Annotated in this window: 13 protein-coding genes; 1 reads left to right on the top strand and 12 read right to left on the bottom strand. The window is 39.7% G+C overall.

The annotated features are described in order from the left end of the window. Positions 1-145: 145 nt before the first annotated feature. From KKC46_14520 to KKC46_14500, 5 genes are all read right to left on the bottom strand, one after another. Positions 146-2,272: a hypothetical protein gene (locus KKC46_14520; protein ID MBU1055022.1), complete on the bottom strand. Its 2,127-nt coding sequence runs from the start codon at positions 2,270-2,272 to the stop codon at positions 146-148. 3 nt (positions 2,273-2,275) lie between these two features. Further along, on the bottom strand, positions 2,276-3,196 hold the full coding sequence (locus KKC46_14515; GenBank protein ID MBU1055021.1) for a glycyl-radical enzyme activating protein: 921 nt from the start codon (positions 3,194-3,196) through the stop codon (positions 2,276-2,278). 4 nt (positions 3,197-3,200) lie between these two features. Next, entirely contained in the window at positions 3,201-3,662 is a 462-nt protein-coding gene (locus KKC46_14510; protein ID MBU1055020.1) for a hypothetical protein, read from the bottom strand. 22 nt (positions 3,663-3,684) lie between these two features. Next, the gene (locus KKC46_14505; protein MBU1055019.1) at positions 3,685-6,165 is read right to left on the bottom strand and encodes a hypothetical protein; all 2,481 of its coding nucleotides are present in this window, start codon (positions 6,163-6,165) and stop codon (positions 3,685-3,687) included. A 311-nt stretch (positions 6,166-6,476) separates the two neighbouring features. Further along, a complete protein-coding gene (locus KKC46_14500; protein ID MBU1055018.1) occupies positions 6,477-8,105 on the bottom strand; it encodes a cytochrome c554 family protein in 1,629 nt (542 codons plus the stop codon). A gap of 242 nt (positions 8,106-8,347) precedes the next feature. Here KKC46_14500 and serC point away from each other — a divergent pair, with 242 nt between their 5' ends. Next, positions 8,348-9,436 carry a 3-phosphoserine/phosphohydroxythreonine transaminase gene (serC, locus tag KKC46_14495; GenBank protein ID MBU1055017.1) on the top strand — a complete coding sequence of 363 codons (1,089 nt, stop codon included), beginning with the start codon at positions 8,348-8,350 and terminating at the stop codon, positions 9,434-9,436. Between the two features lie 177 nt (positions 9,437-9,613). On the opposite strand, the gene KKC46_14490 is transcribed toward serC, so the two are convergent. From KKC46_14490 to KKC46_14460, 7 genes are read right to left on the bottom strand one after another with little or no spacing between them, the layout of a single operon-like run. Further along, positions 9,614-10,033 carry a F0F1 ATP synthase subunit epsilon gene (locus KKC46_14490; GenBank protein ID MBU1055016.1) on the bottom strand — a complete coding sequence of 140 codons (420 nt, stop codon included), beginning with the start codon at positions 10,031-10,033 and terminating at the stop codon, positions 9,614-9,616. Between the two features lie 18 nt (positions 10,034-10,051). Then, complete coding sequence (gene atpD, locus KKC46_14485) at positions 10,052-11,470, bottom strand: F0F1 ATP synthase subunit beta (GenBank protein ID MBU1055015.1); 1,419 nt, start codon at positions 11,468-11,470, stop codon at positions 10,052-10,054. 45 nt (positions 11,471-11,515) lie between these two features. Next, the gene (atpG, locus tag KKC46_14480; protein ID MBU1055014.1) at positions 11,516-12,406 is read right to left on the bottom strand and encodes an ATP synthase F1 subunit gamma; all 891 of its coding nucleotides are present in this window, start codon (positions 12,404-12,406) and stop codon (positions 11,516-11,518) included. 57 nt (positions 12,407-12,463) lie between these two features. Then, positions 12,464-13,981, bottom strand: coding sequence for a F0F1 ATP synthase subunit alpha (gene atpA, locus KKC46_14475; GenBank protein MBU1055013.1), 1,518 nt, complete (start codon positions 13,979-13,981; stop codon positions 12,464-12,466). After that, positions 13,981-14,532, bottom strand: a complete 552-nt coding sequence (gene atpH / locus KKC46_14470) for an ATP synthase F1 subunit delta (GenBank protein ID MBU1055012.1) — start codon at positions 14,530-14,532, stop codon at positions 13,981-13,983. Before atpH ends, atpA begins: the two co-directional genes overlap by 1 nt. Beyond that, a complete protein-coding gene (locus tag KKC46_14465) occupies positions 14,532-15,134 on the bottom strand; it encodes an ATP synthase F0 subunit B (GenBank protein MBU1055011.1) in 603 nt (200 codons plus the stop codon). The genes atpH and KKC46_14465 overlap by 1 nt, the downstream gene beginning before the upstream one ends. Beyond that, entirely contained in the window at positions 15,134-15,559 is a 426-nt protein-coding gene (locus tag KKC46_14460; protein ID MBU1055010.1) for an ATP synthase F0 subunit B, read from the bottom strand. Before KKC46_14460 ends, KKC46_14465 begins: the two co-directional genes overlap by 1 nt. Between the last annotated feature and the right edge of the window lie 243 nt (positions 15,560-15,802).

Genomic DNA, 15,802 nt, shown 5'->3' with positions numbered 1-15,802 from the left:
CAGTTTCAAAACGCCCCATTTTGGCCGATCTCTGCGTTGGGCTCAAATTTCAATCCTCGAAATACTAAATGTATTCCTGTGGTTGAAATTTTCTCCCGCCTTGAGCTTGACCAAACTGAAACGTTTTGAAAGTGGCTCATTCTTCTTAAACATTTTCAAGATCGAATCCAATTGACAACCGGATCTTTTGCCACTCCGAATCCATAAGCAGAAAATATCCGAATAGGCCGTATCGATAGATTTCAGGATCTTTGGACGGATCATAGGGCTCCGTTATATTGGTGGCATACATCAATCGGCCAAGAAAAAGTCCATCGGCTATCTGAACCAGCTCATCTATGCAGTAACAATCCGGAATTATCGTTTTTAACATTGGCCAGCGGTAGTTGAGCTGAAATGTTTCTTTACCACTGCTTAAAGGATTAAATGAAATGTTTTTTCTTGCAATAAAGAAGAAATTCTTAACATCATAGCCAAATTCCTGGGCTTCTTCTGTTGTTGCCTTTTCAGTCCATATATCGGCCACATCCATCAGACGTCCTACAAAACGCTCTTTAAGGGTGCGCAAAGCCTGACCGTTTGAACCCCATACAGTATTAACCTTTCCGGTTTCATACCCATCGGTGAATTCAATAAGTTTTTCTTTGGGTACAGGATCAAACCGTTTACCTGTCCATGTGGAAAAAGGAGATGCTACGCTTGTGTAAAGCAGATTAATTATGTTTTTCCCGAAAAGGTCGAAAATGCCTGCCGAATGCCAGCTTATAAGCGCACCATAGTAGAAGCCATCCATAGTATCGGGGGCAATCCCACGGTTAAACAGTTCTGAAAGCTGATCAAAATAAGGCGATTTATTTAGCAAATTATCTTTAAGCTCCCTGGAGTGTGTTTTCAGATAATGAAGCAAAGTGGGATACTTTCCTGCTTTAATAAGTATTTCAGATTTTAATTTATCATTGCATATCGGCAGTGCCGGTTCCTGAAACGTAAAGTCATTAAATTTATTCTGCTTGAAATTAGCCTCTATTCCGGTTTGTTTCATGCCTGGGGCATCGGCTGGAATATCCAGATATGGAAAAAGACGACGTGCCTCGGCATGCCAATTGCTGTCTAAAAGAAGAAAATATCCGAAGTTCTGATAGTTGTAATATTCGGGGGGCCGCTTTGGATCATAATCTTGTAACAGTTTACGTGTTGCGTAACAGAGTTGTCCCAAAAACAGACCGGGAGAAACCTCTACAAGTTCATCAATAAGCCAGCCATTAGGAACCGGATTATTTAAAGCCTTATAGCGGTAGTTTAGCTGAAATACGGGACGTACTGACTTGGCAGATACGGAAAAAGCCGGGGTACCGATAAAATAGCCTCCGTTTTTTTCCCATCCATATGCCCGTTGTTCACTTTCAGGAGCCGGATGCAGGTTCATCCATGAATTTAACATCTGAAAGGCTATCGGATTTATAATGCGGGTGGAAATTTTATTGAAATGATTTATCCCCAAAAGTATAGGTTCGTTTGCTTTTGCTTGTTTTCCAATAATTGTCTGCATCTTTGATTCTTCAACACGTTCGAGGCTTTTGCCCACCCAGGGGCTTTCGTTAGACGCTGTGGTGCCCCATATATATCCTAAAACATTACCAAAATCAGCTACGCTCTCCGGCATTTCACCACAACGTATCCCAAGCGTGATTCCGTAAAAATGCCCCTGCACGATTTCCGGAGTCCGGCCTGCATCAAATAAAGTTGCAAGGCTAGTATAAACAGGATCATTATTGTCTGCGCTGCGATCAAGAACTCTTTTATATTCGTAAAACAGCTCAAGTATCGAACCATGTTTTTCAAGTTTTTTATTGAACTCATTCAAAATGAAATCTTTAACATTACTGTCTGAACGGAAAGTCCATGTTTTTATATCCGGCGTGCCCTTGCATAATGGATCTTCAATCTGATGTTCTATATCGGATTTAGCCAAAAGCCGGCTTGGTATGTTTACATCAATTAAAAGATCTTTTGTGACATCATAGATAATATGATTACGGGTGCTATTTAAGACATCGCCATTTGCACTCTTAACCTTCAAATAGATATCAGGCTTGTCGATTATTTCATTTTTGGCTTCACATTTTATTGCAAATGCACCACCGGCATCAGTTTGGGTAGTACCAAGAAGATCGTCAATAAATAAATCGGCATCATATGCTTCTATGGTAAGACCGGCTATGCCTTGTCCGTTTTCTTTACATTTAGCGGTTCCAGTGATAGTAAATCCCATTATCTACCTCCTTGTGCGATGTTGGTTCACGATAGTACTAAACATTTGTTCAATATCCCGGTATTCATCTAAAGGCATGGATTGTGAGCAAAGATCGAGCGAAGCATCTTTTCCCAGAGCAGCGGCTTTAAAAAGTGTTCCGGGGTGATATGGGCGAAGGATATAAGATAAATTATCTATAGCACCAATATATTCGGCTATCGCCTTAATATTTTTTGAATCTGCTGTAAATCCACCTATAACTGGAATTGAACATATAAGTTTGTCGTGTGCCACATCTTTAAGTTTTGAAAAATTTGTAAGAATAATATTATTGTTTTGCCCGGTAAGTCTCTGGTGAATATCCGGAGCAAGTAATTTAATGTCAAAATATATCAGATCGATCATGTCAAGCAATGTACTTTCAAAAAGATCCCAGTTGAAAAAACCGCAGGTTTGGAGTGTTATATGAATTTTCTCTTTTTTCAGTTTTTGCAAAACCAGGCCAAGATAACGACAGTCCTGTGTTGGTTCACCCCCCGAAAAAGTAACGCCTCCTTTTGAATGTTCAAAGAATCGTTTATCTTTAAGCAGTATTTGTACAAGCTCTTCCGGTTCATAATATTGCCCTTTGATAGTCATAGCTTTGCCAGGGCAAACGGATGCACACAATCCGCAATTATTGCATTTATCACGGTCAATTTTAACAAAGCCATTTATAATAATAGCATTTTCAGGACATACTGATGAGCAGTCACCGCAAAGTATGCAATTTTGCGGCTGATGATACAGTTCGGGTTCAGGGCTTATGCCTTCAGGGTTGTGACACCAGATACAGCTTAACGGGCAGCCTTTGAAAAATACTGTACTTCTTATTCCTGGCCCGTCATCTAAAGCATACCGGTGAATGTCGAATATAAGCGGCCTTTGTTTATCAAAGCTCATTGCATTATAAGCTCGGCATATATCTTAACTGCAAATTTTTGGACATATACCCAAATTTATGAATATAATTCAGGTTACCGTCTATAGTAATATCTTGTTTCAATATTGAACCAAGAATGTCAGGTTTGGGACTTAGAAGAAAATTCATGAGCGCTTTACCATCGCGAAAAGTCACAGTAATATTGGTATCGCCTATTTCTTTTTTGGCAACCTTCATTTTATTATCTTTAAATATTGCGGCTACGGTGATTGTTTTATCCTTGCTGCAAAACAGATAACGTGCGTTAAAATTTTTGATGTTTCTTCTAAAATCTTTATCTATACACAGCATAAGACTCATAAGATTTAAAAGTACATCCAAAAAACTTTCAGCCTTTTCAGACTGTATTTCTTGCAAAAACTTGTCAGCAGCGGTTTTGGCGCGCGTTGCTCTCATTAAAACAATATTTAACAATTTATCCCACATGATATCAGTCTCCCTGTAATAGTTATTTTGTTCCCAGCATATCACTGTGAGCGTCCGGAAATGTTACAGACTTACCATTTTTGAGATCATATGCAGTACGAGTGATGATCTCTTCTTTCATGGCATCGTTAAGATCTTTGAAATAGGCGGAATACCCCGAAACTCTTACCAGCAATTCAGGATAATCATCCGGGTGCTCTTTAGCATCAAGCAACATTTCATAATCCATGATATTGCACTGAATATGCAAGCCTCCGCATTCAAAATAAGTTTCAATGCCTGCACCGAATCTGTCTATATCTTCGGCTCCGTTTATAGCCGGATATTTTAAGTTGAATGCTTCTCCGCCGGGAATACAAAGGGGATCCAATCCTCCTACTGATTGCAGGCAGGAGGCCAGATCGGTAGCAGCCTGGGAAACCGGAGTAATGCCGCTTGCAAAAACTTTATTCGCTTTACGGCCATTGGGCAATGCACCACAAAGCTTGCCCTGACCGGCATGGTTTGTCATGGTCCAGAAGGCCGGCCTGTATTTGCCGCCACGGTAGTTGGTATGTTTTTGGTAAAAATCAAACAACAATTTTACTACCCGCTGGGCATTGGCCTGAGACTCAGGTTCCATACTGCCGTATTTGGGAGTTTGGTTGACAAGATAAGCATGCAACTTATCATAACCGTTAAAATCTGCTTTCATAGCAGTAAGAAGTTCCGAAAAAGTGCATTTGCGGTCAATAAAAATAGCCTTTTCAATAGCGCTTATTGAATCAACAGTATCTGCAAACCCGATATGGGTAGCACCGGAAGAATTATAAATTGCGCCACCGAAAATTAAATCCTTGCCTTTTTCCATCGGCCCTTCAAAAAAAGCCGAAAGCAACGGCGATGGCAAAATATCCTGATAAACCTTGCCGAACATTTCATTAAGCTCAATAGCTTTTCCGGCAAGCCACTCAAACTGCTTTGAAAAGGCGTTCCAGAAATCTTCGAAATCGTTAAAGGCCGACAGTTCGCCGGTTGCAGGGCCTATCTGCTCATCACCGGTAACCGGCCTTTTGCCATTATATAAGACAAGTTCCAAAACGGAAGCAAGGTTTAGCATGATGGAGCTGGAAGCATCATAACTGCGCCCTGCAGAAGCCAGTTCCACGCAGCCTATAACAGCATAATCCCTGGCATGTTCGGTTTTAATGCCCTGGTTTTCAAGAGTTTTAATATCTGCAATATCGTTATGTACAGCAGGTACAGAGCGGGTATTTGCTATAACTTCTGCTACCCGGTTGCGGTAGTCCTTGCTGTTTACATTCTGGTGATAACGGGCGTTTAAGCTTGGATCACGGGTTTTAAGCAATTCGGTTACACGCAGCATTAAATAGGTAAGATCGTTTACCGCATCTTTCCCTTCGGTATCAACACCTCCTACAGTTACGGCCGGAACCGTTCCGGCACCACCGAATAACTCCTCGGCAGTTTCCGGCACAAGATTTGTGTTGTCATTAAGCTTAAGCCACAAACAGCCTATTAGTTCCAAGGCTTCTTTGATATTTAGTTTACCGGCTTTAATATCACACTCAAAATATGGATAAAGTATCTGATCCAGCCTACCCGGGCTCATAGCCATATTGATATTTTCAGCATGAATTGCTACCTGAATTATCCATAAAGAATTAATAGCTTCACGGAAACTCCTGGCCGGCTTTGCAGGAACCTGGGCGCAAACTTCTGCCATCTTTTCATAATTTGCTTTGCGCTCTAAATTACTTTCATTTTTAGCAAGCATAGCTGCTTCCGCGCTCAAGTTTGCAGCATATGCAATAATACCCTGCAAGGCTATTTGAACCGCCTGGTAGAAAAGCATACTTCGCTGTTCTTCTTCATTAAGGTTTCCCTTAGCCTTGATTTCCTGCTCCTTTTTTGCCGCCTGATTTATAATATATTCTATTCCATGTTCAAGCGCTGTCACATAATAAGGCACAGTGTGGGAAATAGTTCCCGCCTTGCTTGCTATAAAAAACACTATGCGCTCGAAAAGCCTCATGCATTCCGGATTTTTGTAACGCTTTCTTGTAACTTCCAAAGGACTTCTATCCATCCAGTAAGGGAAGATATCAAAATTAAGTTTTTCTATTTCTTCAGGGTTAAGTGTTTGAGGATTTTTATCACGTTTGCTGATCACTTCAAGTTCCGACCAGATATGAAGCCCTGTCCACTCAGGATAAACCGGTGCGCCAAAAGGTTTAGAGCAGGTAGTACCGGCAAGCAGATTGTCGTCAAAAAAAAGCGGCTTTTTTTCCTTTAAAAAATATGCCACCGCTCCGGCATAACGTGTTAGCATGGGGTCATTGTCTGAGGACATGTCTTTTAAAAAACGGGTAACAAAATCAGCCCGCTCGATGCATACCGCCGGTTTTATTTTAAGCAGGTTACTGCGCAAACTGTTTAGAAGCGGCATATTGTCTAAAGTATGTTCTTTGAGCCTTATGTCTTGTAATGTTATTTCACTCATGGATGCTCTCCTTTATTTATGACATATGTCCTGACTTGAATGGGATACCAATAGCAGAATAAATTTGTCTTTAGGAATATATCATTAAATTATGGTTTCCTACGGGGTCGAATTTAGAGAGTTTTGAATAAATTACATTTATATTATCGGGGTATGTGATCAGAACTTTTTTTCCGATAGTAAATCTTAGGGGAATTAGCCTTTTATGTCAATATAAAAATAATTCGCTTTTGTTGAGTTTTGTTAATAATTACTATAGCAAAGGCCTTATTCCGATAACATAAACTCTCTTTCACAGAACTGTGTTATAATTATAATTTATTATGACATTTGGAACATGATGTGGGCCCGGTTTGTTCTTCTGCCTTTTTCATTTTTCGGTGGCATTTTATACAATAATTCATTGCCTGTTTGGTTTGAAGTTTTCCATCTGCCTTCATCTCAAAGATAGCGCCAATTTTTTTTGGAAACATATCGTGACAAGTCATACAATCTTTTACCGCTTTCTCATGTTTTTCATGGGGAAAATCAATACTTCCCCTATCACCCCCTGAAAGCTCAAAAACTTCTTTGACAGCCTTCTCGTTTTCCGGAAACATTGTTTCAATTTGCTCCATTGTAATTACAGGTAAAACATTTTTCCCTTTTCCCAGAACCATATCTATTAATTTCTGTGGAGCACTCCTGTACAACAACTTAACTGAAACAGATAACTGTTTAAAGTTTTTCTTTTGAAATACAATCTCTTCCCTGACAGATTCTTTGGGCGGAATTCGTTTATCTTTTAAGATTTCACGGGCTTTTGAAATATTTAAAACCGGATTTCCTTTTCCGTCTCCAAAAATTGTGTTATAAATTATTGTCCCTTCGGTTATATAGCCATTTTTATCAAGCTTTCCGCTTGAATAGACGATATTATTATTTTCATCTTTAATAATAATTTCAAGCCACATCTGCCGCACATCCGTAAGGCCGGTTGGAAGGTAGTGACCGGCTCCTGAATTTGTTATAATTATACCAAGCTTTCCTTTTTTTAACTCAAGTGTATCTAAAAGTATATCGGCGCTATTAGTCAGCCTTTCTATTGCCATATCCCTTTTTTCCATACTATTAAAATTTGCAGGGACAACCGTATTTGCGCCTGTAAAATAATGTGTGAAGATATGATCCCTTATTGGTCCATCATCTGCGGCCCTGCCTTTATTAAGAGGTCTTGGTGTGGATGCTGTTGCCGGAATACCCGGGCGTTGATACATATGGCAACCCTGACAGGTAATCTTTTGTTTTTCATCTTTGTTATTGTATGGTCCGTTTTTCCATTCGTCATATGTAGTCTCAAGTTTGGTATCAAATGATACATGAGATACATTGTGGCAGGTACCGCAGATTTTTGCATCGGTGTGAAATTCGGAAAAAGCACTTTCATGATAATCGGACTCGGAATCCTTAAATGGTCCGCGTTTTATGCCCGGATCATCTTCGCCATGCCCCGGACTAAGAATTAGCCCGTTGTTATAAATTTTATCCGCACCGGTTGCCGAATGGCAATAATCACACTGGATTCCTTTTTTTGCTATTTCAGGAACCTTAGCTCTGTTATCTGAAGTTTTTTCAGGATATCCTGTAATATTGCCAACAGGGGTATGACATTTAACACATGATTCGCTTTCGGCAATTTCACCATTATCATTCAAACCTGAAAGCATATACTTTGAAACAGCTACATATAAAGGATCTTCATGGGAAAGATGATGCATGGAATTTTGCCACTGGCTATATACTGTGCTATGACAGTCACCACAAACTTCAGGTGAAATATAGCGATCAATTGTAAGTTTTTCGGCATATGAAAAACCTGCAATGAAAAAAATTGCGGCTATCATAATTCCAGCTAAAAATACCTTCTTGTTTAAAGAAAATATAGGTTGTTTTGATTTCATCTCTGCTCCTGTTAACTGTTTTATATTATATAAACAATTTCGGCATTGACCCAGAGCCCATAATACGATCAATATCATAAAAGGTCAAATAATGACCCAGATGGTATTTTGATATGCTGTTGACAATAGTACAAAAATATAGTTGACATGAAATATATAATCTGGTCAATAACAAGCTCCATAAAAAGAAGTTTTATATTTGTTATTTATATTAGATAGAAACAATTTACTGGAGGCGGTTTATGAAATATAACAGGATTTACAATTTTAACGCAGGGCCGGCAGCTTTGCCTTTAAATGTTCTTGAAGAAGTAAACGAATCATTTTTGAATTATGCCGGAACTGGAATGTCGATAACAGAAATAAGCCACAGATCAAAACCATTTGATGAAATTATAAATGATGCAGTTGCCCGTACAAAAAGACTTTTAAAACTTGACGACGGTTATCAAGTTCTTTTTCTTCAGGGGGGCGCAAGCCTTCAGTTTGCAATGGTACCTATGAATTGTCTTCCTGACGGCAAATCAGCTGATTATGTTGAGACAGGCACATGGTCTACAAAAGCAATTAAAGAAGCTCAAATACTTGGTAAAAGTATAAATATTGTTGCGTCTTCCAAAGATAATAATTTCTCTTACATCCCGTATAATGTTAAGTTTAATAGTGAAGCAGTTTATGCGCACATTACATCCAATAACACAATAAAAGGAACACAATGGTCTCAATTCCCTGATACAAAAGGTGTACCTATAGTTGCTGATATGTCTTCTGATATCATGAGCAGACCATTTGATCCAAAACCTTTTGGGATAATTTATGCAGGAGCACAAAAAAATATAGGCCCTTCAGGAGTATGCATGGTAATCATACGTGAAGATATGCTCAAACTTGTCCCTGACAATCTACCGTCAATGCTCAAATACACTACATTTTCTTCTTCCAATTCCTTATACAATACTCCTTCCTGCTTTTCCATATACATTATTCAGCTTGTTTTAAAATGGCTGGAAGATACTATAGGTGGTCTTGATAAAATAGAAGCGATTAACCAAGAAAAAGCCAAGCTTTTATATGATATTTTTGATTCCGGCAGTTTTTATAAGGGAACAGCAGTTCCTGACAGCAGATCATTAATGAATGTAACCTTTCGGCTTCCAAGCGAAGAACTTGAAGGCAAATTCATTCAGGAAGCAACTAAAAACGGCCTGGGGGGCTTGAAGGGGCATCGTTCCGTCGGTGGGTGCCGCGCATCTATTTATAATGCGACCACTATAGAGGGTGTTAAAGCTTTAACCGATTTCATGATAATTTTTGAACAAAAAAACGGATAATACGGCGAGATCTTCTGTATATTATTCAGTACTATAAAACCATTACTAAGATATCTTAAAACCAAAAAAGGGCACGCCGTTAATTCTTGGCTGCCCCTTTTTTATTATCTTTATTGATGGCATTATAACATGCCGTCAGAATTTTATATTTTTCGTGTTAAATAATAACTGCTAAATTTACTGCCGTCTTGTTTCAGCAAGCTGGACGCGGTGTAAAGCCCTATCCAGAGCTACTTTAGCTCTCATAAAGTCCATATCCTGTTTGCCACTTTCTTTTGCCAAACGTTCTTCAGCACGTTTTAAGGCGGCTTTTGCCCTTTCTATATCTATATCACGCCTTCGTTCCGCAGTTTCAGCAAGCACGGTTACTTTGTCAGGCAAAGCTTCCGCAAACCCTTCTGAAACAAAGACGCACCTTTCTTCACCTTTTACATCCTTATACTTAATAATTCCCATTTTTAATGTAGTAAAAAAGGGGGTGTGGCCAACAAGAACTCCAAATTCTCCCATTGCACCAGGTGCCATAACAATCTGTGCTTCTTCGCTAACTACGGATTTTTCCGGGGTAACAACTTCTAATTTTATGTTTCCGGCCATATCGGTTATCCTCACATATTACTGTTCTTCGGCCATTTGCTTAGCCTTTTCTCTGGCCTCTTCAATGCTACCGACCATATAGAAGGCTCGTTCGGGAAGATCATCATGCTTGCCTTCACATATTTCTTTAAAGCCCCTGACTGTGTCTTCAATTTTTACGTATTTACCCGGCATGCCTGTAAAAGTTTCTGCAACATGAAACGGCTGGGATAAATATCTTTGAATTTTTCTTGCCCTGCCAACAATAACTCTATCTTCATCAGATAACTCTTCTATACCAAGAATTGCAATAATATCCTGAAGCTCTTTGTATTTTTGAAGAATCTGCTGAACTGTACGCGAAACGCCATAATGTTCTTCACCGATATAAGAAGCATCCAGAATTCTTGATGTTGAATCAAGCGGATCAACAGCCGGATAAATTCCAAGCTCTGCAATTTGCCGAGATAAAACAACTGTTCCATCCAAATGAGCAAAAGTTGTTGCAGGTGCAGGGTCTGTCAAGTCATCAGCCGGAACATAAACACATTGTACAGCCGTAATTGAACCTTTATCTGTAGATGTAATACGTTCCTGAAGTTCACCAAGGTCAACTGCAAGAGTCGGTTGGTATCCAACAGCAGAAGGCATACGACCCAAGAGTGCCGAAACCTCGGAACCAGCCTGAGTAAAACGGAAAATATTATCAATAAATATGAGAACGTCCTGTCCTTCAATATCACGATAATACTCGGCAGCAGTCAGAGCTGTTAACGCAACCCTTGCTCTTGCTCCGGGCGGTTCAGTCATCTGGCCATAAATAAGCGCGGCTTTAGGAAGAACGCCTGAATCCTTCATTTCATGATACAAGTCATTTCCTTCACGAGTTCTTTCACCTACTCCGGCAAATACTGATATACCACCATGCTGCATAGCAATGTTATGAACCATTTCCATCATGATAACTGTTTTGCCAACACCAGCTCCACCAAACATTCCCATTTTTCCGCCCCTGGGAAACGGTACAAGCAGATCAATAACTTTTACACCCGTTTCAAGAACACGAACCGTTGTATCCTGTTCTGTAAATTTCGGGGCTAACCGGTGAATCGGCATCATCTTTTCCTGGCTTACAGGCCCAAGCCCGTCAACCGGACGTCCGACAACATTTAATACTCTCCCAAGACCAGCCGGACCAACAGGTACCATGATCGGGTTTCCCGTGTCTTTAACCGGCATACCTCGTACCAGGCCATCTGTTACATCCATGGCAATACAACGTACAACATTATCCCCAAGATGCTGTGCAACTTCTACAACAAGATTATCCGGTTCATCATTGATTGACGGATTTGAAATCAGAAGTGCGGTAAGTATATTCGGAAGCTTACCTTCTTCGAACCCAACGTCAACAACAGGTCCCATAACTTGCTTTATTTTACCTAAATTTTCTCCCATCTATAGACCTCCTATAAACTAAACTATACACGGTATATTCAGTTCTTACCCTTTAAGCGCTTCTGCTCCACCTACAATATCCATGAGATCCGAGGTGATAGCAGACTGCCGGGCCTTATTGTAAGCCAGAGTAAGACTCTCAATAATGTCATTGCATGCCTTGGTTGCATTGTTCATTGCAGCCATTCTTGCAGCATGTTCACTTGTTGATGTTTCTAAAAGAGCGCTGTAGATCTGAACAAACACATTTTTTGGGAGCATTTCATTCAACAGTTCAGCTGGAGAAGGCTCACATATATGTTCAGGAAGATATTGTTTGGTTTCATCTTCACTCTTTTCAATTATTTCAAGAGGCGGTATCGGAAGAAGCTGCTTGATTACCGGGATCTGTCTGGCCGCACTTACAAATTCTGAATAGACTACATAAACTTCATCATATTCTCCGTTTAAAAATCCATCTATAAGCTCTCTTCCTGCATTAACAGATACATTAAATCCGAATTTTCCTCCTACAACTCCGATGTATTCACTTTCAATTTCATAATCACTTTTTCTTACCCAGTCTCTCCCTTTTTTACCATAGTTAGTAAAAGAAACCTTGATATCCGAAGCTGCTTTTTCTTTAGCGAATGATTCCGCTTTTCCAATAAGGTTTGCATTAAATCCACCGCACAAACCTCTGTCCGAAGTACAAAGAACAATATTTATTTTTGAAATCTTTTCACGTATGGCAAGTAATGGAGCTGCTCCACTGCCACCACGTTCGGCAAGACTTCCCAAAACTTCTGCAAATTTGCTTGCATATGGCCTGAAACCGGTCATACTGGTTTGAGCACCTCTAAGTCTTGAAGCAGCAACCATATTCATAGCTTTTGTTATCTGCTTAGTCTTCTTTACCGCGCCTATTTTTATTTGGACATCTTTTAATGTTGCCATTTAAGTCAACCTTTATATATCACGCAAAACAGATTATTTATAAAATTCCGGTTTGCTTTATTTTATTGTATCTTTAAATTCTTCATCATAAGCTTTAAGCGCTTCGGTCATAATCTTATCAAGCTCATCACTTATGGCCTTTTTATCGGCAAGCTCTGTGAATATTTGAGGATATCTATCTGAAATATAAGTAAATAGACCGGCCTCATATTTAGCAAGAACATTTATCGGATAATTATCAAGAAAACCTCTGGTTCCGGCATAAAGAATTGTTACCTGTTTTTCCATAGAAAGAGGTTTATATTGTGGCTGCTTTAATATTTCAACAAGCCGCGCCCCTCTTGTAAGCTGTCTTTGTGTAGCTTTATCAAGATCACTTCCAAAAGCAGCAAAAGCTTCAAGTTCACGATACTGGGCAAGATCCAGCCTTAAGCTTCCGGCAACCTGCTTCATGGCTTTGACCTGAGCAGCTCCTCCAACTCGTGATACCGAAAGACCAACATTTATCGCCGGTCTAACACCAGCAAAGAAGAGACTTGGCTCAAGATATATCTGACCGTCAGTAATTGATATAACATTTGTTGGAATATAAGCGGAAACGTCACCTGCCTGAGTTTCAATAATTGGTAAGGCAGTAAGTGAACCTGCACCTAGTTCGTCGTTTAATTTGCATGAACGTTCAAGTAGTCTGGAATGGTTATAAAAAATATCTCCAGGATAAGCTTCTCGTCCGGGCGGACGTCTCAAAAGAAGTGAAACCTGACGATAAGCAGCAGCCTGCTTTGAAAGATCGTCATAAATAATTAATGCATGCTGACCTTTATCACGGAAATATTCCCCCATAGCACAACCTGCATAGGGTGCGACATACTGTAATGTTGCAGGATCGCTTGCGCAAGCTGCTACAACCGTCGTATATTCCATCGCGCCGTGTTTTTCCAGAACGGAAACAACCTGGGCAACTGTCGATTTTTTCTGGCCGCAAGCAACATAAATACAATAAACATTCTGCCCTTTCTGGCTCAGAATAGAATCTATCGCTATAGCAGTTTTTCCAATCTGACGGTCACCAATAATAAGTTCACGCTGACCACGGCCAACCGGAGTCATAGCATCAATTGCTTTAAGCCCTGTCAGCATTGACTCATGAACACTTTTTCTGGCTATAACACCAGGTGCCACCATTTCAACTCTTCTGAACTCTTTAGCATCTATCGGGCCTTTACCATCAATAGGTTCACCAACAGCAGACACAACACGCCCCAGCACCGGCTCACCCACCGGAACCTGAGCAATACGACCTGTACGTTTAACAACATCACCTTCTTTAATATGGGTTACTTCGCCCATAACAGCAACACCCACATTATCTTCTTCAAGGTTCAGCACAAGTCCCAAAATACCACCAGGAAATTCTACCAGCTCCAGAGACATAGCTTTCTCAAGACCGTATACCCTGGCAATACCATCACCAACTGACAAGACAACACCAGTTTCACTCAACTCTACTTTCTTGTCATAATCAGCAATCTGACCTTTAATTATCTGACTTATTTCTTCAGCTCTTAATTCCATTATACACTCTCACCCCTTTTTAAAGATTCTCTCATGTTGAGCAATTGTGTTTTGATGCTACCATCCAAAACAAGATCACCTATTCTGGAAACCACACCACCAATAAGACCGGAATCTACTCTGACATCCAGAACAATATCTTTACCTGTCATTTTTGACAGAGTATTACGGATCTTTTCCACGGTTTCGGATTTAAGTTCTGTAGCCGAAACCAGACTGGCTCTTGCAACGTTTTTAAGTTCATCAGCCAGTTTCTGATAAAATTCGTTAATAGTAATTATAAACCCTATTCGACCTTTATCAAATAACAGAAGAAGGAATGATCTCATTGCTTTCGAAAGTTTCATTTTTTCAATTATAATTTGTAAAACTTTTTTGCGTGCTGCGGCATCATATAGCGGGTTTGTGAGCGCCTGTTCAAGGCCTTTTTCTTTTACAATCATTCTGGTTAACTCATCCAGCTCATTTCTGTAAACTTCAGCATTCCCGTCCTCTTTGCCGATAAGAAGAAGTGCCTTAGCATAACGCCTTGATATAGCTAAATTTTTCACTATGCCACCACCTTCTCTAAATATTCATTTACTAGTAATTCTTGGTCTTTTGCAGTAATTTTACTTTTTATTTTTTCTTCAGCTTTTTCCAAAGCGTTTATAATTACCTCTTCCTGCAACTTTAACCGTGCCTGCTTAAATTCATGCTCAATATTTCTACGGGCCTGCTCCTCTAACTTTGAAACTGAAGCATTTGCAGCATCAAGTATTCTGCCTTTTGCTTCTTCACCCTGCTTTAAATATTCAGCAATTATCTTTTCGGATTCTTTATCAAGCTTGGCTATTTTATCATTACACAATGCCACACTTTTTTCGGTATCTGCTTTTTGTGTTTCCAATTCACTTAACTGTTCTTTTATTCCATTGATTCGGTCGTTAAGAGCGTTTGCCGCTGGTTTTTTCAGCAGAAGAAAAAGCCCGATGGCCAATACCGCAAAATTCATAACACGGTAAGTGTCAGTGTTTACCCAACCAACTGTATGACCACCGCCCTCGCCGCCTCCGGAGGAACAGAGACCAATACCGGCGGAAAAGATCAAAAGAAACGACATAAACAGTACTAACAATGCGCGGCTCTTATTTCTGAAAAAATATATTTTCATTAAGCAGCCCTCCCCAGAATTTTTTGACAAACAGCATCGGCACAAGCATCTACCTCATTCAACAGTGCTTTTCTAACACTTTCAGTATCTTTTACGATTTTTTCACGCATCTGCGATAGGTCTTCCTGTGCTTTTTTGTTTATTTTATCAATTAGTTGTTGTTCTTCATTCTGGGCGACAGACATTAAGGCTTCTTTTTCCTTCTGTCCTTTTAATCTGGCATTTTTAATTCCCAAAGCATAAGATTCGTCTTTTTCCTGGATACTTTTGCCCAGATTATTAATGCTTTGCTCAAGGCCGTTTATTTTATCTTTTCTCTCTATAAGGATTTTGCGTATCGGCCTGTATACAACAATATTCATCGCCCAAACTAGAAAGAGGAAATTGACGATCTGTGGGAGAACAGATAGATTCACATTAATCATATTACAGCCTCCATAACAAACAATTAAACTTTAAACGACCCTTGGAACCAAAATATTTTGCCTTAAAACACAATTTGACACTTAACGAACGTACCTTCTGCATGAACATAATTTACTGCCATATCCGATTCAAAGCGCTGCGGCATTAAAATAATTGCATTGTACGAACGCATTAAGGCGTAAAATCTGATGACTTCCAACAGCCTCAAACTTTATTACACAAAATTTGATTTTCGCCGACTC

The sequence above is a fragment of the Pseudomonadota bacterium genome (assembly GCA_018817425.1).
In the GTDB taxonomy this organism is placed as follows: Bacteria; Desulfobacterota; Desulfobacteria; order Desulfobacterales; family RPRI01; genus RPRI01.
Note: the sequence above shows the minus strand (reverse complement) of the source record. Positions and strands in the feature narration are given on the sequence as shown.

Bases quoted from the DNA above. Each gene is read 5' to 3' on its own strand.
- KKC46_14490 (MBU1055016.1), bottom strand. From the start codon at position 10,033: ATGGCCGGAAACATAAAATTAGAAGTTGTTACCCCGGAAAAATCCGTA.
- atpD (MBU1055015.1), bottom strand. From the start codon at position 11,470: ATGGGAGAAAATTTAGGTAAAATAAAGCAAGTTATGGGACCTGTTGTT.
- KKC46_14515 (MBU1055021.1), bottom strand. From the start codon at position 3,196: ATGAGCTTTGATAAACAAAGGCCGCTTATATTCGACATTCACCGGTAT.
- KKC46_14460 (MBU1055010.1), bottom strand. From the start codon at position 15,559: ATGATTAATGTGAATCTATCTGTTCTCCCACAGATCGTCAATTTCCTC.
- KKC46_14510 (MBU1055020.1), bottom strand. From the start codon at position 3,662: ATGTGGGATAAATTGTTAAATATTGTTTTAATGAGAGCAACGCGCGCC.
- KKC46_14520 (MBU1055022.1), bottom strand. From the start codon at position 2,272: ATGGGATTTACTATCACTGGAACCGCTAAATGTAAAGAAAACGGACAA.
- KKC46_14465 (MBU1055011.1), bottom strand. From the start codon at position 15,134: ATGAAAATATATTTTTTCAGAAATAAGAGCCGCGCATTGTTAGTACTG.
- KKC46_14500 (MBU1055018.1), bottom strand. From the start codon at position 8,105: ATGAAATCAAAACAACCTATATTTTCTTTAAACAAGAAGGTATTTTTA.
- serC (MBU1055017.1), top strand. From the start codon at position 8,348: ATGAAATATAACAGGATTTACAATTTTAACGCAGGGCCGGCAGCTTTG.
- KKC46_14505 (MBU1055019.1), bottom strand. From the start codon at position 6,165: ATGAGTGAAATAACATTACAAGACATAAGGCTCAAAGAACATACTTTA.
- atpA (MBU1055013.1), bottom strand. From the start codon at position 13,981: ATGGAATTAAGAGCTGAAGAAATAAGTCAGATAATTAAAGGTCAGATT.
- atpG (MBU1055014.1), bottom strand. From the start codon at position 12,406: ATGGCAACATTAAAAGATGTCCAAATAAAAATAGGCGCGGTAAAGAAG.